The organism is Hymenobacter jeongseonensis, from assembly GCF_015694725.1.
In the GTDB taxonomy this organism is placed as follows: Bacteria; Bacteroidota; Bacteroidia; order Cytophagales; family Hymenobacteraceae; genus Hymenobacter; species Hymenobacter jeongseonensis.
In genome coordinates, this window is the sequence record NZ_JADQDQ010000002.1 from 664713 (window position 1) to 684761 (window position 20049).

The following is a 20049-nucleotide window of genomic DNA, read 5'->3' on the forward strand; positions in this document are numbered from 1 at the left end:
TAAACCGAGGCGCGACACCCCAGGCGATGGCCAGGGTCAGAGCCTGCCTATCCGACTATTCGACGGGAAATTGGCCGGCTACTCAAAGCTCCCTTTCGATACATTTTAATAGCTGACTCGCTACAGCCGCTGCCTATTTTCTCCTTTCCAATTTCTTATTGCGTATGCCTAATTTCTCCTCGCTAACTACTGCCGTGCTGGCCCGGCCTACCCGTCTGCTCAGCCCCCTGCTGCTAGCCCTCACCCTGCTGGCCGCGGCCCCTGCCGCCCAGGCCCAGACCGCCACACCGACCGGCAACGTGGGCATCGGCACCACTGCCCCCACCCAGAAGCTTGACGTTGATGGCAACCTGCGCGTGCGCGGCCTCGGCGGCAGCACCAACCGCCTGCCCGTGGTGTTGCCCGACGGCACGCTGGGCGTGAACGCGCCGGTATACAGCGCCACGGCCACGGCCGGCTTCCTCACGGCCCCAACCGGCGCCGTAAGTGTCGGCAACGGGCCCTTGAGCGTGGCCGTGAGTGGCACCAGGGCTTACGTGGTGAGCCAAAACAGCAACACCTTGCAGGTATTCGACGTGGCCACTTCCAGCGCGCCGGTGCTGCTGGGCAGTGTAAACACGAGCAGCCAGCCCAGCTGTGTGGTTGTAAGCGGCACTAGGGCCTACGTGACAACCACAGCCATCTTTGCAAACCAGGTCAATGCCGGCGTGCAAGTGTACGACGTATCGGGCACCGGCGCTCCGGTGCTGCTGAGCACCCTCAACACCGACCATGCGCCCCGCAGCGTGGCGGTGAGTGGCACCACGGCCTACGTGGTGGGCAGCACCCTCAACAGACTGCAAGTGTTTGACGTGGCCACGCCCAGCGCCCCGGTGCTGCTGGCCTCTGTGGGCGCGTTCGGCTCGCCCCGCAGCGTGGTTGTGAGCGGCACCAGGGCCTACGTGGCCACCTACGGCGGCTATATCCACAGCTTCGATGTGGCCACGCCCACTGCCCCGGTGCTACTGGGCACCGCCAACACCGGCATCAATACCTTCCCCGTGAGCATCGCCGTGAGCGGCACCACAGCCTACGTGGTAACTCAAGGCAACAACACCTTTCATGTATTCGACGTGACGGCTGCCGGTGCGCCGGTGCCGCTGGGCACCGCAACCACGGACGCCTTCCCCAGCAGCGTGGCTGTGAGCGGTACCACTGCCTACGTCACGAACCGCAGCAGTTCCAACCTGCAGGTATTCAATGTGGCCACGTCCAGCGCGCCGGTGCTGCTGGGCACCGTGGGCACGGGCGAGCGGCCCAACAGCGTGGCCGTGAGCGGCACCACGGCCTACGTGGTGAACGCTAACAGTAATAACCTACAGGTATTCGCCTTTCCCGGCCCGCCGCGCGTGGTGGCCGTGAGTGCCGACGGCACGCTGGGCTCGGTTCCCGCTCCCACGCTGAGCGTGAGCGGGCAAAACCTGAGCATTGCCGGGGGCAACACCGTGGTTCTACCGGCTACGGCCGGTCCTGCCGGGCCAGCGGGTCCGCAGGGGGCTACGGGTGCTACTGGCGCTACTGGTGCGGCCGGCGTAGCGGGAGCCAACGGCACCAACGGCGCAACCGGCGCGCAAGGCCCGGCGGGCCCCACTGGCCCCACCGGCCCGGCCGGAGCCGATGGAGCTACCGGCCCCACGGGCCCAGCCGGCGCCAACGCCGCCGCCGGCCCCGGCCTGAGCAGCAGCGTGAGTGGGGGCGTGGCCACCATCCGGCTGGGCGGCTCGGCCCTGACCGCCGCGGCTGATATCCCGCTAAACGGCCATAATTTGTCTTTTTCCGGCTCCGGCAAGGTGGGCATCGGCACTACCGGCCCGGACACCCAGCTTGACGTGCGTGCCGAATTCGGCACGCCGGCTATCACGGTGGGCACGACCGGTGGTGGACTTGGGGCGCTGTACCTGGGCAATAGCAGCCACGGCCTGCGGCGCGGCTTCGGCGGCGGCGGCAACGACGTGGGCCTCTACACCACCTCCGGCAACGTCTACATCTCAGCCAACGGCGACGGACTTCGGAACCAGTTTGTGGTGCTCAGCAACGGCAACGTGGGCATCGGCACCCCCGCGCCCGGCGAGCGACTGGAAGTGAGCGACAACGCCCGCTTCCGCAACAACATCACAGTGGACAACTACGCGCTGGTGCGCGAGCGGTTGGGCATCGGCAAAACTGCCCCGCTCACGGCCCTGAGCATCGGCCAGTTAAGCAGCCAGAGCGGCAGCGTGGGCCAGAACCTGGGCGAACTAAGCTTCGTGGGCTTTAACCGCACGGTGGTTTCGGCCGGCATCCAGGCCGTGACCCGTGACTTCGACGACACCGGCCACCTGCTCTTCAAAACCAGCGCCAACGGCTCTGGGGCCGTGGAACGTATGCGCATCACGGCCGACGGCAACGTGGGCGTGAACACCACCAACCCAGCCCACCCGCTCACGGTGCGGGCCAACAACGACGGGGCCATGCTGGGCTTCACAAATGACAGCGGCGTCGATAAGTACAACTGGAGCTTGAGCAACACCGGCCTGAACCTGAGCGAGAGCTTTGTGGCGGCCGGGCGCATCTTCGTCAAAAACGGCGGCAACGTGGGCATCGGCACCACCGACCCCATTGCCCGCCTACACGTGAAAGCAGCCATTTCCGGCACTAATGCCATCACCGCGGGCGGTAACTACTCCTTTTTCAACCCCGGCAGCGGCGTAGGGGTCAGCTCCACGCAGTCCAATGTGGGCAAAGCCGTGTCGGCCTATTTCGAGGGCGGCGAGGTGTGGGTGAACAGCTACATTGTGGCCGGAGCACTGCAAACCACCTCCGACCGCCGCATCAAGCGCGTGGTAGGCCTGAGCAACCGCGCTGCCGACTTGGCGTTGCTCAACAAGCTGCGCATTACCGACTACACCTACATCGACCAAGTCAACAACACGAACCAAGTGGTGAAGAAAGTCATCGCCCAGGAAGTGGAAGAACTTCTTCCCCAATCAGTTACCCGCAGCTACCAAGCCCTGCCCAACGTGTACGAAAAGGCCACCCGCGTGAGCTACGCCAACGGCCAAGTGACCGTGACCACGGCCAAGCCCCACGAGCTGCCCGCCACCGGCGGCCGGATGCGCTTCTACACTCCTGCCAACGCTTCCATCGACGTGGACGTGACCGTGGTAAATGCCCACTCCGTGCGCTTCGCGAGCACGGACGCCCACGCCGCCGGCCTGTTCGTGTACGGCAAGTATGTGGACGACTTCCGCTCCGTGGACTACGACGCCCTGAGTATGCTCAACGTGAGTGCCACCCAGGAACTGGCCCGCAAAGTGGCCGCGCTGGAAGCCGAAAACGCGGCCCTCAAGACCCGTACCGCCTCAGCCGAAACCAAAGCCGCCCAGGCCACGGCCGCCACCGAGAGCTTCGAGCAGCGGCTGCAGGCGCTGGAAGCGGGCGGCGCCCAGGCCCAGCACTAGGTGCTGCCTTCGTGCCGGAGCAGCCCGTCTGCTCCGGTGCGTTTACATTTACATTGTTACTCCTCGATATGAAAATTCGCTTTACGCTCACGCTGGGCTTGCTTTCGTCCGCCCTGACCGGCTTCGCCCAGGTTCTGACTAACGACGGCGCCGCCATCACAGTCCAGTCCGGCGCCGTGCTATACATAAGCGGAGCCGTGCAGAGCACGGCGCCCAGCACGCTGCTCAACGCTGGCACGGTGGAGGTTACCGGCGACCTGAACAACGCCGGTACCCTCACTTCGACAGGCCTGCTGCGCTTTACTGGGACAACCAACCAGGTATTTAGCCCCGGCGCGGCCACTGTGGCGGACCTTACCCTCAACAATGCCGGCGCCGCGGGCCAGCGCACGCTCAGCATCCCAGCCGACCTGACCATCAGCGGCCAGCTTACCTTGCTCAACGGCTTGGTGCGCACGGCGCCAACCACTACCCTCACCCTGCCCGAAGGCGCCAGCCTGACGGGCGAGCAGGCCGGCCGCTACGTGCAGGGCAACCTGCGCGCCGTTCGCACGGCCGTGAACGGCCTAAACCCCGTTACTTTTCCGAATAGCGCCGTGCTCGACCCCAAAGGGCAGAACCTGGGCACGGTCAGCATCACGCGCACGGCCGGCCTGGGCACGGTGGGCCTCAGCACCGGGGCCGGCCTGACGCCGGCGGGCATTGACCGGGTATGGACCGTGGAGGCCAGCAACGCCGGGCAGCCCACCGCCGCCACGCCTGCCGCCCTCACCCTGAGCTGGGTGAGCGACGACGACAACGGCTTCGACCTGGCCACGCTGGGCCAGCTCTGGCAGGCAGCCTCGGCCGCTGGCCCATGGGTGCCGCAGGGCACGGCGGCCAGTGCCGCCGCGCGCAGCATCACGGGCAGCATCACACAGCTAGGCACTTTCACGGTGAGTAATTTCAGCGACCCATTACCCGTTGAGCTCGTTCGTTTCACGGCCGAGCCGCAGGGCGAGGACGCGCTGCTGCGCTGGGCCACGGCCACGGAAAAAAACAACGACCATTTCGACGTAGAAGCCAGCCCCGACGGCCAGGTGTTTCGCCGCATTGGCCAGGTGGCGGGCCACGGCAGCACCAGCCAGCCCCAACAGTATCAATTGGTAGACCCCGGCATCGCCCGCTACGCCGCCGACCCGGTGTACTACCGCCTCCGCCAGGTGGACCGCGACGGCACGGCCACGTACTCGCCCGTGCGCACGGTGCGGGTGAAGGGCGCAATCGGCTTCGCGGTGCAGCTCTATCCCAACCCCATTCGCAGCGGCGAGGGCCTGATGCTGCAAGTGCGCACCAGCGCAGCAGGCCCGCTGCGCTGGCAGCTCACCGATGCTCTGGGCCGGACGTTGACGAACCAGACCACCACCGTGCTAACGGGTACCAACACCCTGCCCCTGGGCACCCTGACCAACTTGGCCACGGGCGTGTACGTGCTTCGGGTGCAGCAAGGCAGCCACCATCAAGCCATCAAACTGGTGCTTGAATAACATCAGACACAGCCAACGTTCTACCAAAAAGCCCGGCCTACTGCACAGTAGGCCGGGCTTTTTACAAAACGAAAGCTGAAAACCAGCGTCAGCCCCGGGCGGGTATCGACTTCAATCCGCTAAAAAAGAACGGTCAGGCTTCGGCCAGCTCAGCACGACCGTCGGGTTATTTCTCGAATTAACACTTAGTTGGCTGGCTGAGGCGCGGGGGCTTTCACGTATTTATCGAGCCACGCATTGGTTTCCCAGAGCACATGGAGCAGGTTTTCGCGGGCGGCGTAGCCGTGGGCTTCGGCGGGCAGCACCACGTAGCGGGCGGTGGCACCCTGGCCTTTCAAGGCGGCGTAGTAGCGCTCGCTCTGAATGGGATAGGTGCCGGTGTTATTGTCGGCCTCGCCGTGGATGAGCAGGATGGGCGTCTTGATTTTGTCGGCGTAGTTGAACGGCGACATGGCATTGTACACTTCTGATGCCTGCCAGTAGTTGCGCTCCTCGCCCTGGAAACCGTAGGGCGTGAGGGTGCGGTTGTAGGCGCCGCTGCGGGCAATACCGGCTTTAAACAAGTTGGAGTGCGTCAGCAAGTTGGCCGTCATGAAAGCGCCGTAGCTGTGGCCCATCACGCCCACCCGGGCGGCGTCGACCACGCCCAGGCGGGCGCCTTCGTCGATGGCCGCTTTGGCGCTGCTCACCAGTTGCTCGATGTAGGTATCGTTGGGGTCTTTGATGCCCTCCCCTACTATCGGCACGCTGGCATTTTCGAGCACGGCATACCCCTGCGTCACCCAGAACACCGGCGAGCCGCCGCCCAGGCGCGTAAAGGTGTAGGGCGAACCAGACACCTGCCCGGCCGTGCTTTTATCCTTGAATTCCAAAGGATAAGCCGACATGAGCGTGGGCAGCGGGCCGTCAGTCTTCTTGTAGTTCGGGGGCAGATACAGGTTGGCGGTGAGCTCCACACCGTCGGCACGCTTGTATTTCAGCACCTGCTTGGGGAAGCTGCCGCCGAAGGCCGCGTAGGGGTTCGGGAACTTGGTTACGGCCGTGAGCTTGTCCTTTTTGGTGGCGTCGCGCAGGTAGTAGTTCGGCGACTGCGTGAGCGACTCGCGGCGGGTGAGCAGCATCCGCTTCTTGCCGCTGGCATCGAGAATGGCCACCGGCACTTCATACACCGGCGCTTGCGAACGCCACCAGCGGGCAGTTTTCTTGCTGATTAGGTCCATCTCGTCCACAAACGGCCGGTCGCCTTCGGGCGAAGCGCCCGTGCCCATGAGGTAGATGGTCTGGTTCATGGCGCCGCCGGTGAGCAGCACGTACTTACCCTGGGCGTTGCGGTGCTCGTAGGGCGTGCCGGGGTCCTTGTACTTATCCTCCGACGAGCCATCGAACAGCACAGTCAGCGGGGCACCCGGCTTGCTGGGGTTGAGCTGCCAGGTGGTCTGGTGGCGGTCGGCCCAGCGGTAGCCTTCCACCAGCGCCAGCTGGCTAGTGCCCCAGCTCAGGCCGCCGAAACGCAGCGGCAGCGCCGCCATCTCCTGGGGAACTGCCGCAAAAGGCGCTTCAATGGTGAACAACTTATCGCGGATATCGGCTTTCGTTTTGGGGTTACCGCCGTCCTGAGCTTCTACATAGTAGAGGGTGGCCGGCACGTCGGTGCGCCAGGCGTGGCCGCGGGGGCCGCTGGCGGCGGCGTCGTTGCCGATGGGCACAGCGTCGGCCAGGGGCAGGTCAGCAATTGTTTTTACCGAGGCGCCGCTGGCCAAATCCAGCACGTCGATGCGCTGCGGAAACCGGCTAATGGGCAGCGTGTAGGCATAAGGACGGTGGCGGGTGCGCACCAGCACGTACTTGCCATTGGGCGAGGGCGAGGCGGTTTGAATCACGCCGGGCTGGCCCAAGGGTTGAGCGGCGCCATCGGCTAGGCTTACCTTCACCAGCTGCGAGGTGGCGTAGTAGTCGAACAGCCGCTCATCGGTGGGGCTTTTCAGCAAGTCCTGGTAGGTGGGGGCGGCGGTTTTTTTGCCGCCGCCGCTTTCCTGCACGGCCGGGCCAGTGGGCGCGGCATCGGCGGCGGGCGCGGCGCCGCGGCCCGCGGGCACGGTGAAGGCCACGATGGTTTTGCTGTCCGACACCCAATCAAAAGAGTTGCCAAAGGCGTCGTTTAGGGGAGTGGCGAGCAGGCGGCGGGCGGTGGCGCCGGCCACGTCGGCTACCCACAGCTCCACGCGGCCGTCGGTGCCGGAGCCGGGCGTGGTGAGGGCAAAGGCCATGGTTTTGTTGTCGGGCGACCAGCTCACGCTGCTGATGCGGGCCTGGGCCGGCAGGCCCTTCACATCAATTTCGGCGCCGCTGGGCAGAGGTTTGAGCTTGATGCCCACGGCGTAGCTCACGCGGCTCTGGCCGTTGGTGCGGGGGTTCATGCGCAGGCCGGCCAGGCGCAACTCGGGCTGGGCTAGCTCGGCCACGGTGGGGAAGTCCTGCACTTGCAGCAGGGCCATGGTTTTCCCGTCCGAGGACAAACTCACGCGTGGCGTAGGCGGCGCCAGCAGAATATCCTGCAGGGCCTTGGGCGGGGTTTTATACTGGAAATCCTGGGCTTGTGCCACCGCAGCGGTGGCCAGCAGCAAGGTGGCGGAAAGAAGCAGTTTTTTCATACGCGGGAATGAAACGATTTAGCGGCGCCTGCCGCAGTCGAAAGGTAGTGCCGGGGGCAAGTGCAGCGAGTACAACTTTTGGGCCCGCCCCGCGGCCGGAGCAAGCGGCCGCCAAAACGGCCATTGCCTGCACAGACAAGCCATTCGTTGAATTGTTGCAATGCAGGGGCTGCCCCCATGCTTAGAAACGCCCGGCTACCGCCGCCCGCCGCGCCCCAAAAATCCCTGCCATTATACTTGCCGCATGAAAGCGCTACTCCTCCCCGCCAAAACCTACCGGCTCAACGGCCGCCTCTGGCTTGAAACCGACGACGGCCGTTTTCTGGGCATTGGCCGGCTGGAGCTGCTGGAACAGATTGCCGCGCTGGGCTCCATTTCGAAGGCCGCGCAGGCCATGGGCATGTCGTACAAACGGGCCTGGGACCTAGTGAGCTCCATGAACGCCCAAGCCGCCACGCCCTTGGTAACCACCCAAACCGGCGGCGCACGCGGTGGCGGCGCGCTGGTAACTGCTGCCGGCCACGAAGCAATAGCCGAAGTTCAGGCCTTGCAGGCTCGTTTTCACGAATTTATGCGGGCCGAGACGCAGCAGCTCACGTCGTAATTCAAAGGCGCAGTCGTTATATCTTTGCAAATACAACGACTGCGCTTATGCTTCCTCACGTACTCATTGGCAGGCGCGTGCCCCTGCTGGCTTTTGCATTATTTCTTCGATTACCAGCAAGCGGCCAGGAAGTGGCGCCTGCCGACACCAGCCGGCAAGTAGGACTGGAGGAAGTGGTAGTGTCGGCATCCAAGGTGGAGGAGAGTTTCCTGCAGTCGCCCGTGACCGTAGAGAAACTTGGCCCCCGCGCGCTGCGACTCACGCCGGCGCCTTCTTTTTTTGATGCCATCGAACACCTCAAAGGGGTGCAGGTAATTACGCCCAGCCTGGGGTTCAAAGTCATCAATGCCCGGGGCTTTGCCAACACCACCAACGTGCGGTTTGCCCAGCTCGTGGACGGCATCGACAACCAGGCCCCGCACATCGGCGGGCCCATTGGCAATGTATTGGGGCCGAGCGACCTGGACATCAACACGGTGGAAATTGTGCCTGGCACGGCAGCGGCCCTCTACGGCCTCAATGCCATCAACGGCCTGGCCAATTTGCGCACCAAAAACCCCTTTCAGTCGGCGGGCCGGGCCGTGCAGCAAAAAACGGGCGTCAACCACCTCAACGACCCACGCAGTGCGGCCAAGCTCTTCTCCGAAACCAGCCTGCGCTACGCCACGGTGCTGGCGCCCCGGTTCGCCGTCAAAGTGAACGGCACCTACCTGCGCGGGTACGACTGGGTGGCCCGCGACCAAACCGACATCAACCCCACAGGCAATGCCAGTACCGGCCTGCTGGGAGCCGACAACCCCGCCCGCGACCCCGTGAACAGCTACGGCAACGAATCGTCGGACCGCAGCACGCTGAGCCTGGGCGGCAAAAACTACCAGGTGGCCCGCACCGGCTACCAGGAGCAGGACGTGGCCGACTATAACCTGCGCACCCTCAAGGCCGATGCCGCGCTGCACTTCGCCTTGACGCCCGGCTCCGAACTGGCTTACACGTACCGCGTGGCCGCGTTCGACAACGTGTACCAACGCTCGAACCGCTTTCAGTTGCAGAATTACCGCTTGCAGCAGCACGCCCTGCAGCTCACGGGGCCGGTGGTGCAGGCCCGCGCCTACTTCACCCAGGAAAACACCGGCCAGAGCTTTAACCTGCGCTCCGCGGCCGAAAACATTGACCGCGGCTTCAAGCCCGATGCGGCCTGGAACCGCGACTACACCACCGCCTGGAACGCGGCTACGCAGGCCGGCCAGCCAGTGGCCCAGGCCCACGCCACCGCCCGCACGGCCGCCGATGCGGACCGCCCCCAGCCCGGCACGTGGCTGTTTCAGGAAGGTCTGAACCGGGTGCAGAACGTCAACAACTGGGACGTGGGCGCAGCCCTGCGCGTGCGGGCCAACCTACTACACGCCGAAGGCCAGGTAAACCTTTCCGAAGCCCTGCGCCGGGGCGGCCGCACCTGGCTGCCCGCCAACTTCGACCTGCTGGCTGGGGCCGACCACCGCACCTACATCGTGGTGCCCGATGGCAACTATTTCACCAATCCCAAAAGAAAACAAGACCCATACAGCAACCTGACATACAGCAAAACCGGCGGTTTTCTGCAAGCCGGCGCCCGGCTACTAAACGAGAAAATCCGCCTCACGGCCACGTTGCGGGCAGATAAAAACGACTATTTCACGGCACGCTTCAACCCGCGGCTAACGGCTGTGTACTCCCCCAGCCAGCGCGCCAATTTCCGGGTCAGCTACCAGAGAGGCTACCGGTTTCCGAGCTTGTTTGAAGGGTTTTCGAACGTGAATAGCGGGCAGGTGAAACGAATTGGCGGGCTGCGGGTGATGTCCGACGGGGTGTTTGAAAACAGCTACCTGCGTACCAGTGTCGATGCGTTTGTGGCCGCAAACAGTGCCTACCTCAACGCCAACACGCCTTCGAATGCGACGCCAGCTCAGCGCCAGGCCATTCAAAACCAGGCCGTTGCCCAGAACAAGGCCCTGCTGGTGAAAAACCCTTACTCCTACCTCAACCCCGAGCACATCCGCTCCCTGGAAATGGGGTACAAGGCGGCGTTGTTGCCCGGCGGCCGGTTGCTGGCCGATGTCGACTTTTACTACAACACCTACCGCGACTTCATTGCCCAAGTGGAGGCCTACGTGCCCAAAACCCTGAATCCGGACTCCGCCGCGATTTATCTCAGCACCCGGGCTACCCAAAACCGCTACCGTCTCTGGACCAACGCCCAAAGCAAAGTGTACAACTTCGGTGGCTCGCTGGGCCTGCGCTACGAGTTGCCCCGTTCCTACCTGGCCGGCGCCAATGTCACCTACACCCGCCTAGCCCGCACCGAATCGGGCGACGGACTGGAAGACGGGTTCAACACACCGCGCTGGGCCTACAATTTGAGTTTGGGCAACGAGCGAGCTTACCGCAATTTCGGCTTTGGCCTGAACTACCGCTGGCAGCAGGGCTACTATTCTCAAACCTTTCTGGTGAATGGCAACGTGGCCGCCTACAGCACCCTCGACGCCCAGCTCAGCTACACCGTACCGGCCCCAAATCTGCGCTTCAAACTCGGGGCCAGCAATGCGCTGAATACCTACTACGAGTCGTACTTGGGCGGGCCCAGCGTGGGCGGACTTTACTATCTAGCCGTCACGTACCAAGTATTGTAGGCTGAGCCCAACCAGGACGCCAGGTCTGGGAATGTCACACAAAAAAGGCCCGCTCTCATCGAGCGGGCCTTTTTTCACTTAGCGTTTGCTGCAGGCAGCTTACTTACGCTTCACGGGCGCCTTACGGGCCGGAGCCTTTTTGGCGGGAGCTTTCTTCACCGGAGCGGCTTTCACCGGCTCTGGAGCGATGGTCGGGGCCGGACCGTATTTCACTTCCGACGCGTTGGGGTCGCCGGTGAGGTACAGGTCAAACTCCACGCGGCGGTTCAAGGCCTGGCCTTTGGCCGTGGCGTTGTCAGCAATGGGCTTGGTCTCGCCGTAGCCGTGCGACACAATGCGGTCGGCGGGCACGGCTTGGCTCAGCATGTAAGCACGGGCCGAAGCAGCACGGTCGTCCGAGAGGCGCAGGTTGTAGTTATCAGCACCCTTGCTGTCGGTGTGGCCCGAAATGCCCAGCGTGTAGTCGGGGTATTCGGCCATGATTTTGGCCAGGTCCTGCAGCGTGGGGTACGAGCTGGGGAGCAGCACGGCCTTGTTGAACTCGAAGTTGATGTACTTCGTGGCTTCCTGCAGGCGCTTCTTGGTTTCGGCTTTTACCTCAGGGCAGCCACGGTTCGAGGCCGGACCGGCACGGTCGGGGCAACGGTCCTGGAAGTCGGGCACACCGTCACCGTCGCGGTCAAGCGGGCAGCCGTTGGCGTCCACTTTCACACCGGCGGGGGTATCGGGGCACTTGTCGTTCTGGTCGATTACGCCGTCGTTATCGGCATCGGGGCAGCCACCGAGCTCGGCTTTGCCGGGGGTATCGGGGCACTTGTCTTCGCTGTCGCGCACACCGTCGCCGTCGCGGTCAGGGCAACCTTCGAGGGCGGCCAAGCCTTTCTCGTCGGGGCACTTGTCCTGGTAGTCCGGAACACCGTCGCCGTCTTTATCAAGTGGGCAACCGTTGGGGTCCACCGCCACGCCGGCGGGCGTGCCGGGGCATTTGTCTTTTTTATCGGATACGCCGTCCTTGTCCTCGTCCTTCATCTGCCCGAAGGCGAAGGTCAGGCCAGCGGAATGCTGCAGATACCGGTCGTCAATTCTGTTGTCGTCGCGCACAAGGTCGCCGTCGATGTTGCCACCGAAGGGAATGTGCTGACCGGTCTGGATGAACAAGCCCACCCCATCGCTGAGGCGGAAATTGATGCCGGCAGCGCCGAACAGGTCAAAATTCGTGGAGCTTTCGTCGGTGGTAGTGCCCCGGTAGGTAGCATCCCGGCTGAAGTAAGCCAAGCCCGGCGCCACCATCAGGTAGGGCTGAATGCGGGCGTCTTCTTTGAGGGCCCAGCCGTTGTTCAGTTTGAACTTGAACGTCAGGTTGCCATTGATGACGTTGGTGCTGAATTTATTGGCGGGATTTAAAGGCTGGCTGCCTTTCAACTCCACGTAGCCGAGGGCTACGCCCATGTCGAGGCCACTGGAAACGTAGCGGTTCAGCGAGATACCGGGGCCACCGTTGGTGTTGCTGCCGTCCCAGAAATAGGAACCGTAGTTGCCCTTGTACTGGTAGCCGCTGCCGAATAGGCTGACGGCGGTTTTTTTATCAGCGGTTTGGGCCTGCGAATGCGGGGCAGCCATGCCGAGCATTACCGTACCCAACGCGAGGCCGCGCAGGAGTTGAGGTTTTAGGTGCATAAAAAAGTGGGGGTGAAAGAGGCGTGAATCTGCCACTGGCCAGGAAAGCCAGTGACAGATGTGCTCCTATACCCCTACTATCTAAAAAAGTTGCTATTGCAATGCAAAGCGACCCCAACAAGCACACGCGTGCTCGTTTGTATTGAAGCACTTAAGAAGTCTAGCAGTTCGGTTTTCGCTGCTGCTCTCGTTAGCCCAGCATCGGCACTTCCATTAGCAACAGCCGAGCCGTAGCATCGGCCTTGATGTTTAGCTTATCGACTTCCCACAGGCCGTAGCCGTCGCGGCGGTGTAATTCTTGGCCGTTGATAGTCAAATCCCCTTCCAACACAAAGGCGTACACGCCATTGCCGGCCTGTTTTAGCTCGTAGTCGAGGCTCACACCGGCATCCAAATCGGCGAGGTGAAACCAGGCGTCCTGATGAATCCAGACGCCGGCATCATCGGGCGAGGGCGACAGCACTTGCTGCAACTTATTGTGCCGGTCTTCGGCCGTAAAGCTTTCCTGGGCGTAGCGCGGGGCCACATTGCGCTGATTCGGAAACACCCATATTTGCAAAAATTTGACTTCTTTATCGGAGTTGTGGTTTTTCTCGCTGTGGGCCAGGCCGGTGCCGGCGCTCATCACCTGCACGTCGCCTTCGCGGATGACGGCTTGGCGGCCCGTGGAGTCCTGGTGCTCCAAGTCGCCGGATAGCGGAATGGAGATGATTTCCATGTTGTCGTGCGGGTGCTTGCCGAAGCCCTTGCCGCCGGCCACGGTGTCGTCGTTCAGCACGCGTAGCACGCCGAAGTGCATCCGCTCGGGGTCGTGATACCCGGCAAAGCTGAAAGTATGGTAAGAATTGAGCCAGCCGTGGTTGGCGTGCCCGCGCGTATCGGCGCGGTGCAGGACGGATTGAGACATAAGGCGTTGAATTATCGTGGTTACCAAACAAAGGTCCGCTCAATGGTATACTTTTGCAAGTAGTTACACCGATGTATACTAGCGACGCGCGTGTAACTCTTGCTCATAATCAAGCAATTAAAATATGCCCATCAAGAAAGAAAAACCGGTTTTGGATTGTCCCTTCCGCGAAACGCTGGACGTGCTGGAGGGAAAGTGGAAATTTGCCATCATCCACAGCCTGCTGCACCACGGCACCCTGCGCTTCAAAAACCTGGAGCGCGACGTGGCCGGCATCACCGCCCGCATGCTCATCAAGGAATTGAAACTCCTGGAAGCCCACGGCATCGTTACGCGCCGCCCCTACCCCACCGTGCCTCCCACCGTGGAATATTCGCTTACGGAATGCGGCCGTTCTCTTGAACCGGTAATTGACGCTATCCAAGCCTGGGGCGTGCAAAACCGGGCCGTACTAGCGGCCACAATGAAATAAAAAAGCCCTCTTGTTAAACAAGAGGGCTTTTTTAACGGTAACAAAAGATGAAAATGCCACTTAGTACTTTACCCAAGCAGTTCTACAGGCGTTGCAATAGAAGAAAGCAGATGACCGAAGCAAAGTAATTAAGTTTAAGGCACTGTAACTGCGTATGAAATCACTCACACGCGACACCCAGTCTTGCTCTTATGGCATAACTACTTTTTCAAGTAGATTTTAGCAAAATCAATGACTTTCCTTTTCACCAAATAATTTTTCCTGCGGCTCACCAAACCACTAACAGCTTCCGCCAAGTCGTTGCGCCCCATTTTCTTGAATATTGGGTATAAGTCTTGGTAACAAATCTCAGCATATTTGCTGCCTATTGATATGGTCTTTAGCATTCCCGCTTCAACATTCTTCACAGGGAATACATTGGTATCCTGAAGTTTATTCAATGCGTAAAGTTGAAACATCGTTCTGACACACTTTTCGCATTTACCACAATTTAGTACGCCCTCGTTCGCAACACAAACACGAATGTTATTTAAGCCAAGATTCCAATTGGCGACAATTTCAGTTTTCTCAAGTCGAGACAATTCCGCTCCGTCATGATGAACGGCTAAGTATTGACTACTGAAATTGCTATCTAAAATTGGATGCGAACCCCAGGGTTGCATGTTTGCAATATCATAGGAAGAACCTATATAAACAGAGTTAATTCGATTACTAAGAGCTAAACCAACAGCAGCTAAAGCAGCTCCGTGCGATTTAGTCATCCAAAAACTTATGTCGTCATTTAAATGGCGGATGTTAGTATAAACTGGAATTAAATTGATGTTTGACTCGCTCGCAATGTTCTCGAGAGCCTGAAGTGCAATTTCAAATTGTTCCTCATGATTTTTTTCATGCTCACGCCCAGCAATGTCAAACCCGAACACCATTATGCCATCTTTTATTCGCTGTGGATGGTCTTCGGAAAAATTTAGTTGATTCAGTCGCAACGTAGATAATGAATCAATTCCACCAGATAAAAATGACGCTGCATGGCGATTATTTGGCAAATCGTAGCCCGTTTTTGTTTGACTTTCAATTTCAGGAATCGATGTACTGGGTTTATACCAATGCGCAAGCCAGTGCATGTTATGAACGAGTCCTCTTCTCAGAACAGGACATATTTCTCCATCAATTTTTATTCTTTTTTCCCCAGCAAAAAACGCGGGAACAATAGCACCGGCTAAGAAACAATCATATGATTCATACAGGTAGCTCGCATACTTTGCTGGAACATCAAAGTAAACAAATTGCGTTTCTGTTTTGCTTGTTTCCCATACAATTGTAGCCGATAGCCGCCGTAAACTGCCATGGTCACTTATTGATAAATCTTGAATAAGCATTTATAAATGTCTTTTAAAATGTGTCGATGACAGAATTGTCAAAATCCACTAATTATACTCTATTTAAAACCGGCCAAAATTCAGGCCCAGAATCAGCACGATACCAATGACCATCAGAATCAAATACGTTTCTACGGCGCCGGTTTGCACGTAGCGCAGCAGGGTGCCACCGCCATTCACGGCCCGGCCAAACACGCCTACCACCGGGTTGATAATGCCGTTTTCGACGAACTTATACAGGCCGTTGGACAGCGCCATAATGGGCCGCGTGAATACCGCGTTGTACAGCTCGTCGATGTAGTATTTATGATACACCAAGCTCTCGGGGCCCGAACGCTGCGCTTCTTCCTCGGCTGGCCGCTGGGCACGCACCACGTAGAACACATACGCCAGAATGATGCCCAGCAGGCCGGCCGCTACTGACAAGCCCATCAGCATCAACTCCGTGTTGTGGTCAGGCTCCGCGTTGAAAGCGGCGGGCAGCAGGCGCTGCGAATAGGTGAAAATCGGGGCCAGATACTCGGCCAGGTAGTGGTGCCCGCCCGTGAACATCGGCGCGCCCATGAAGCCGCCCACGGCCGCCAGAACGGCCAGCACGATGAGCGGAAAGGTCATCGAAGCCGGCGACTCGTGCAGGTGGTGCTTCTGCTCGGCCGTGCCGCGGAACTCGCCAAAGAACGCCAGGAACAGCAGGCGGAACATGTAAAACGCCGTGAGGAACGCCGTGAGCAAGCCCATGGCCCACAGCACTTTGTTGTGCTCGAAGGCGTGCGCCAAGATTTCATCTTTCGAGAAGAAGCCCGAGAACGGTGGAATGCCCGAAATGGCCAAGCAGCCGATGAGGAACGTGAGGAACGTAATCGGCAGCGCCTTGCGGAGGCCGCCCATGCGGCGCAGGTCCTGCTCGTTGCTCATGGCGTGAATCACGGAGCCAGCCCCGAGGAACATCAGCGCCTTGAAAAACGCGTGGGTGAGCACGTGAAACAGCGACGTGCTGTAGCCCATCACGCCCAGAGCCAGGAACATATAGCCAAGCTGCGACACCGTGGAGTACGCCAGCACTTTCTTAATGTCGTTCTGCGCCAAGCCGATGGTGGCGGCAAACAGGGCCGTGGCCGCGCCCACAATGGCCACAACTTGCAGCGTATCGGGCGCCAGGGTGAACAGCACGTTGGCGCGCAGCACCATGTAGATACCGGCCGTTACCATGGTAGCAGCGTGGATAAGTGCCGAAACCGGCGTGGGGCCGGCCATGGCGTCGGGCAGCCAGGTATAAAGCGGCAGCTGGGCCGATTTGCCCATGGCACCTACAAACAGCAGCAGCGTAATGGCCGTGATAACGCCCGTTCCGATTTGCATGGTGCTGGCCTTCTGGAAGACCTCAGCATACTGCACCGAGTCGAACGTCAGGTAAATCAGAAAGATGCCGAGCAGGAAGCCGAGGTCACCGATGCGGTTGATAATGAAGGCTTTCTTGGCGGCGTTGTTGTAGGCGGTGTTCTTGTTCCAGAAGCCGATGAGCAGGTAGGAGCACAAGCCCACACCTTCCCAACCGATGAACAGGATGACGAAGTTGGCGCCCATCACAAGCAGCAGCATACTGAAGATGAAGAGGTTCAGGAAGCTGAAGAACTTGCCCACGTTCTCGTCGTGGTGCATGTAGCCGATGCTGTACACGTGAATCAGGAAACCCACGCCTGTCACCAACAGCAGCATTATCAGGCTGAGCTGGTCGATTTGGTACTGGAAGGGGATTTGGAGCGAGCCCACCGAAATCCAGTCGAAAAGCTGCACGGTGTACTGATACTCGAAGTTGAGGAACAGCATCACCGAAATCAGGAACGAACCCAGCACGGTGGCGCTGCCAATAAGGCCGGCCACGGTACCGGACAGCTTGCGGTTCAGCAAACCGTTCAGCAAGAAACCCAAGAAGGGCAACAGCGGAATCAGGACGTAGAGAAGCGTTGAATAAGGGGCGTTGGCGCCTGGGAGAACAGTTTCTTGCATTGTAGGGCTATGCTAGCGATACTAAAAGAACTGTCATCCTGAGCGACGCGAAGGACCTCATCACGCCAGAACGCTAACCGTTCAACTGGCATAAGGTCCTTCGCGCCGCTCAGGATGACAGGATAATTACCACTTCAACCGGCTGAGCAGGTTGACGTCGGTGGTCTGGAAGTTGCGGTAAATCATGACGATAATGCCCAGACCCACCGAAACTTCGGCGGCGGCCACAGCCATGATGAAGAACACGAAAATCTGACCGTTGGGGTCGGCGCGGTAGGCCGAAAATGCCGTGAGCAGAATGTTCACGGCGTTGAGCATCAGCTCGACGCACATGAAAATAATGATGGCATTGCGCCGCACCAGCACACCCGTCACGCCGATGGCAAACAGGGCCGAGGCGAAAAAGACGTAGTACTGCAGCGGAACAGTGCGGATTACTTCAGGAATAGTTTGGTCCATGCGAAAAGGGCCGGCGGGAGAACAGTGCAGCCGGCCGGCCGGCAAAGGTATCCTTGAAAAAGGAAAAACCTGGTCCCTTTTATGTAGCGTGGACTTTGCGAGTCCGCGCGTAGCGGAACGTTCTTCTATGTGCGGACTCGCAAAGCCCGCGCTACGGGGTGGCCCAAAAAAAGTTAAAGTAAATTCGGGGGGCCTGCGTCTAGTTGTTCAGAATGGAAACCATGGCTCTTTCGCTCCCCTCCTCCCTTGCCCCGATGACGGCTACGCAGCAAGACCGCCAGATTGCCGATGCCGTGCGGCAGCAGCGGCCGCGGCTGCTGCAGTTTATCCGCCGCCGCATCCCCGACGAAGCCGAGGCCGAAGACCTCCTGCAGGATGTCTTTGCCGAGCTGGTAGAAAGCTACCGGATGCTCAAGCCCGTGGAACAGGCCGCGGCTTGGCTCTTTCGGGTGGCCCGCAACCGCATCACCGACCTCTACCGCCGCAAACGCCCGGTGAGTTTGGAAGAAGCCTTCGGTGCGGCCGAGGCTTCCGATGACGGCGAGGGCCTACTGTTGGCCGACCTGCTGCCCGCCCCCGACGACTCGCCCGAAAACCGCTTGCTGCGCGAAACCTTGATGGACGCCCTATCCGAAGCGCTGGCTGAGCTGCCGGCCGCCCAGCGCCAGGTGTTTGTGTGGCACGAGTTGGAAGACAAAACCTTCCGCGAGATGGAAGAAGAAACCGGCGTACCGCTCAAAACCCTCATTTCGCGCAAGCACTACGCCGTGCTGCACCTGCGCAAACGGCTACAAAAGCTTTACACCGAATTATTTACTGACTAGTAGCTACTCCGTTGCGAATAGCTCGCCGGCAGCCGGCGTTGAGTTGCATTCCAACAAGCCAAGTTGCCCATTGAAATTGATGACGCAACGGAAAAACTTTTCCTGACCATTAACCTCATCCTCCGAATGGACCGTAAATTCTGGCTGCTGCGCGGCCTCCGATTCTTGCTCTTCGCGGCCTTGTTTCTCACGGCGGCCGTTTTCCTGACCCAGTACCTCTGGAACTGGCTGGTGCCGGAAATTTTCAACGGCCCGGCCATCACGCTGGCCCAAACCTTTGGCTTGCTGGTGCTGAGCCGCATTTTGTTCGGCGGCTGGTTCCGGGGCGGGCAGTCCGGCGACTGGGCCCGGCGCCGCAAGGCTTGGCAGCAGCGCATGGCTGGCCGGATGGAAACCCTCAGCCCCGATGAGCGCGAGAAATTCCGCCAACAAATGCAGCAGCGCTGCGGCATGACCTTCATGCGCCGGCCAACGCCCGATGCCCAAGCGGAAACCCGCCAACCGGCTTAGCCACTACCGCTACCCAAGAGTATCATTACCAACTATATTTTAGCTGCGCGGCTCCTTTTCCGGGAGTCGCGCTTTTTTATTCCAACTTTACTTAGACATTTGTCTAATTAACGAAACATCAGAATGAACGCCCTTTTCAAAGCGCTAAACGACCCCACGCGGCGGGCCATATTGGAGCGGCTCCGGAACGGCCCGGCTAGCGCTGGGGCCATTGCCGAGCAATTCCATTTTTCTGCCCCTACCATCAGCCACCACCTCGACCTGCTCCGCCAAGCCGACCTTGTGACCAGCCAAAAACAAGGGCAGTTTGTGGTTTATACCCTCAACATGACCGTCTTTGACGAACTACTGGGCTGGCTTTACCAATTCAAGTCCTGATTTTTTCTGTTTACGTCGTTCTCGTCTTCCTCATGAAAAAGAACCTGCTTCCCTGGCAACTCCTGACCCTTGCGGCATTGCTCATGCCGGTGCTATACCTCGCCTATGCGTGGCCGGCGCTTCCCGAGCAAGTGCCCACGCATTTCAGCGGTTCCGGCAGCGCCAATGGCTACACTAGCCGCGGCAACATGTGGCTGATTGCGTTTGCCTTGCCAGTGGGCATTGCGGCCTTGCTTACCGTGCTGCCGCGTCTCGACCCCAAGCGACGCTTTGATAACAGCACCGTGAATTTTCAAAAGCTACGCTTGGCTCTGGTAGCCTTCGCTAGCAGCATGGCCGGCTATAGCATCTACGCGGCCTTGCATCCGGCCGCTGGCAATGAGCGGGTTGTGCTGGTGTTGGTTGGCTTGTTTTTCGCCTTGCTAGGCAACTACTTTACCACTGTTCAACCCAACTATTTTGTAGGAATCCGCACGCCCTGGACGTTGGAAAACTCCACGGTGTAGGCCC

15 protein-coding genes are annotated in these 20049 nt (G+C 60.0%); 9 read left to right on the plus strand and 6 right to left on the minus strand.

The window, feature by feature from the left end:
* The first annotated feature begins 164 nt into the window (after window positions 1–164).
* Window positions 165–3479: a tail fiber domain-containing protein gene (locus I2I05_RS22125; protein ID WP_196281387.1), complete on the plus strand. Its 3315-nt coding sequence runs from the start codon at window positions 165–167 to the stop codon at window positions 3477–3479.
* Between the two features lie 68 nt (window positions 3480–3547).
* Complete coding sequence (locus I2I05_RS06405; RefSeq protein WP_196281388.1) at window positions 3548–5005, plus strand: T9SS type A sorting domain-containing protein; 1458 nt, start codon at window positions 3548–3550, stop codon at window positions 5003–5005.
* Window positions 5006–5190: 185 nt separating this feature from the next.
* Here I2I05_RS06405 and I2I05_RS06410 read toward each other — a convergent pair whose 3' ends face one another.
* Window positions 5191–7656: a prolyl oligopeptidase family serine peptidase gene (locus I2I05_RS06410; protein WP_196281389.1), complete on the minus strand. Its 2466-nt coding sequence runs from the start codon at window positions 7654–7656 to the stop codon at window positions 5191–5193.
* 244 nt (window positions 7657–7900) lie between these two features.
* Between I2I05_RS06410 and I2I05_RS06415 the strand changes: the two genes are divergently transcribed.
* Window positions 7901–8260 carry a winged helix-turn-helix domain-containing protein gene (locus I2I05_RS06415; protein ID WP_196281390.1) on the plus strand — a complete coding sequence of 120 codons (360 nt, stop codon included), beginning with the start codon at window positions 7901–7903 and terminating at the stop codon, window positions 8258–8260.
* 47 nt (window positions 8261–8307) lie between these two features.
* Window positions 8308–10926 (plus strand): TonB-dependent receptor, encoded by a 2619-nt coding sequence (locus tag I2I05_RS06420; RefSeq protein ID WP_230688180.1) that lies wholly within the window; start codon window positions 8308–8310, stop codon window positions 10924–10926.
* Window positions 10927–11025: 99 nt separating this feature from the next.
* Here I2I05_RS06420 and I2I05_RS22305 read toward each other — a convergent pair whose 3' ends face one another.
* Entirely contained in the window at window positions 11026–12603 is a 1578-nt protein-coding gene (locus I2I05_RS22305; protein ID WP_196281391.1) for an OmpA family protein, read from the minus strand.
* 190 nt (window positions 12604–12793) lie between these two features.
* Complete coding sequence (locus I2I05_RS06430; RefSeq protein ID WP_196281392.1) at window positions 12794–13510, minus strand: pirin family protein; 717 nt, start codon at window positions 13508–13510, stop codon at window positions 12794–12796.
* A gap of 124 nt (window positions 13511–13634) precedes the next feature.
* On the opposite strand from I2I05_RS06430, the gene I2I05_RS06435 reads away from it, so the two are divergent.
* The gene (locus I2I05_RS06435; protein ID WP_196281393.1) at window positions 13635–13982 is read left to right on the plus strand and encodes a winged helix-turn-helix transcriptional regulator; all 348 of its coding nucleotides are present in this window, start codon (window positions 13635–13637) and stop codon (window positions 13980–13982) included.
* A gap of 200 nt (window positions 13983–14182) precedes the next feature.
* Here I2I05_RS06435 and I2I05_RS06440 read toward each other — a convergent pair whose 3' ends face one another.
* The 3 genes from I2I05_RS06440 to nuoK form a co-directional block, all read right to left on the minus strand.
* Window positions 14183–15361 carry a hypothetical protein gene (locus I2I05_RS06440; protein WP_196281394.1) on the minus strand — a complete coding sequence of 393 codons (1179 nt, stop codon included), beginning with the start codon at window positions 15359–15361 and terminating at the stop codon, window positions 14183–14185.
* 63 nt (window positions 15362–15424) lie between these two features.
* Window positions 15425–17368: an NADH-quinone oxidoreductase subunit L gene (gene nuoL / locus I2I05_RS06445; RefSeq protein WP_196281395.1), complete on the minus strand. Its 1944-nt coding sequence runs from the start codon at window positions 17366–17368 to the stop codon at window positions 15425–15427.
* 126 nt (window positions 17369–17494) lie between these two features.
* On the minus strand, window positions 17495–17827 hold the full coding sequence (gene nuoK / locus I2I05_RS06450; protein WP_188562078.1) for an NADH-quinone oxidoreductase subunit NuoK: 333 nt from the start codon (window positions 17825–17827) through the stop codon (window positions 17495–17497).
* Window positions 17828–18081: 254 nt separating this feature from the next.
* Here nuoK and I2I05_RS06455 point away from each other — a divergent pair, with 254 nt between their 5' ends.
* The 4 genes from I2I05_RS06455 (at window position 18082) to I2I05_RS06470 (ending at window position 20045) form a co-directional block, all read left to right on the plus strand.
* Window positions 18082–18651, plus strand: coding sequence for an RNA polymerase sigma factor (locus I2I05_RS06455; RefSeq protein ID WP_230688181.1), 570 nt, complete (start codon window positions 18082–18084; stop codon window positions 18649–18651).
* A gap of 126 nt (window positions 18652–18777) precedes the next feature.
* Window positions 18778–19161 (plus strand): hypothetical protein, encoded by a 384-nt coding sequence (locus I2I05_RS06460; RefSeq protein ID WP_196281397.1) that lies wholly within the window; start codon window positions 18778–18780, stop codon window positions 19159–19161.
* A gap of 123 nt (window positions 19162–19284) precedes the next feature.
* Window positions 19285–19539 carry an autorepressor SdpR family transcription factor gene (locus I2I05_RS06465; protein ID WP_196281398.1) on the plus strand — a complete coding sequence of 85 codons (255 nt, stop codon included), beginning with the start codon at window positions 19285–19287 and terminating at the stop codon, window positions 19537–19539.
* Window positions 19540–19571: 32 nt separating this feature from the next.
* On the plus strand, window positions 19572–20045 hold the full coding sequence (locus tag I2I05_RS06470; RefSeq protein WP_196281399.1) for a DUF1648 domain-containing protein: 474 nt from the start codon (window positions 19572–19574) through the stop codon (window positions 20043–20045).
* Window positions 20046–20049 lie beyond the last annotated feature (4 nt).

What these genes read in the sequence shown, in the direction of transcription:
- I2I05_RS22125 (WP_196281387.1), top strand. Translation starts at nt 165, where the DNA reads ATGCCTAATTTCTCCTCGCTAACTACTGCCGTGCTGGCCCGGCCTACC.
- I2I05_RS06405 (WP_196281388.1), top strand. Translation starts at nt 3,548, where the DNA reads ATGAAAATTCGCTTTACGCTCACGCTGGGCTTGCTTTCGTCCGCCCTG.
- I2I05_RS06410 (WP_196281389.1), bottom strand. Translation starts at nt 7,656, where the DNA reads ATGAAAAAACTGCTTCTTTCCGCCACCTTGCTGCTGGCCACCGCTGCG.
- I2I05_RS06415 (WP_196281390.1), top strand. Translation starts at nt 7,901, where the DNA reads ATGAAAGCGCTACTCCTCCCCGCCAAAACCTACCGGCTCAACGGCCGC.
- I2I05_RS06420 (WP_230688180.1), top strand. Translation starts at nt 8,308, where the DNA reads ATGCTTCCTCACGTACTCATTGGCAGGCGCGTGCCCCTGCTGGCTTTT.
- I2I05_RS22305 (WP_196281391.1), bottom strand. Translation starts at nt 12,603, where the DNA reads ATGCACCTAAAACCTCAACTCCTGCGCGGCCTCGCGTTGGGTACGGTA.
- I2I05_RS06430 (WP_196281392.1), bottom strand. Translation starts at nt 13,510, where the DNA reads ATGTCTCAATCCGTCCTGCACCGCGCCGATACGCGCGGGCACGCCAAC.
- I2I05_RS06435 (WP_196281393.1), top strand. Translation starts at nt 13,635, where the DNA reads ATGCCCATCAAGAAAGAAAAACCGGTTTTGGATTGTCCCTTCCGCGAA.
- I2I05_RS06440 (WP_196281394.1), bottom strand. Translation starts at nt 15,361, where the DNA reads ATGCTTATTCAAGATTTATCAATAAGTGACCATGGCAGTTTACGGCGG.
- nuoL (WP_196281395.1), bottom strand. Translation starts at nt 17,368, where the DNA reads ATGCAAGAAACTGTTCTCCCAGGCGCCAACGCCCCTTATTCAACGCTT.
- nuoK (WP_188562078.1), bottom strand. Translation starts at nt 17,827, where the DNA reads ATGGACCAAACTATTCCTGAAGTAATCCGCACTGTTCCGCTGCAGTAC.
- I2I05_RS06455 (WP_230688181.1), top strand. Translation starts at nt 18,082, where the DNA reads ATGACGGCTACGCAGCAAGACCGCCAGATTGCCGATGCCGTGCGGCAG.
- I2I05_RS06460 (WP_196281397.1), top strand. Translation starts at nt 18,778, where the DNA reads ATGGACCGTAAATTCTGGCTGCTGCGCGGCCTCCGATTCTTGCTCTTC.
- I2I05_RS06465 (WP_196281398.1), top strand. Translation starts at nt 19,285, where the DNA reads ATGAACGCCCTTTTCAAAGCGCTAAACGACCCCACGCGGCGGGCCATA.
- I2I05_RS06470 (WP_196281399.1), top strand. Translation starts at nt 19,572, where the DNA reads ATGAAAAAGAACCTGCTTCCCTGGCAACTCCTGACCCTTGCGGCATTG.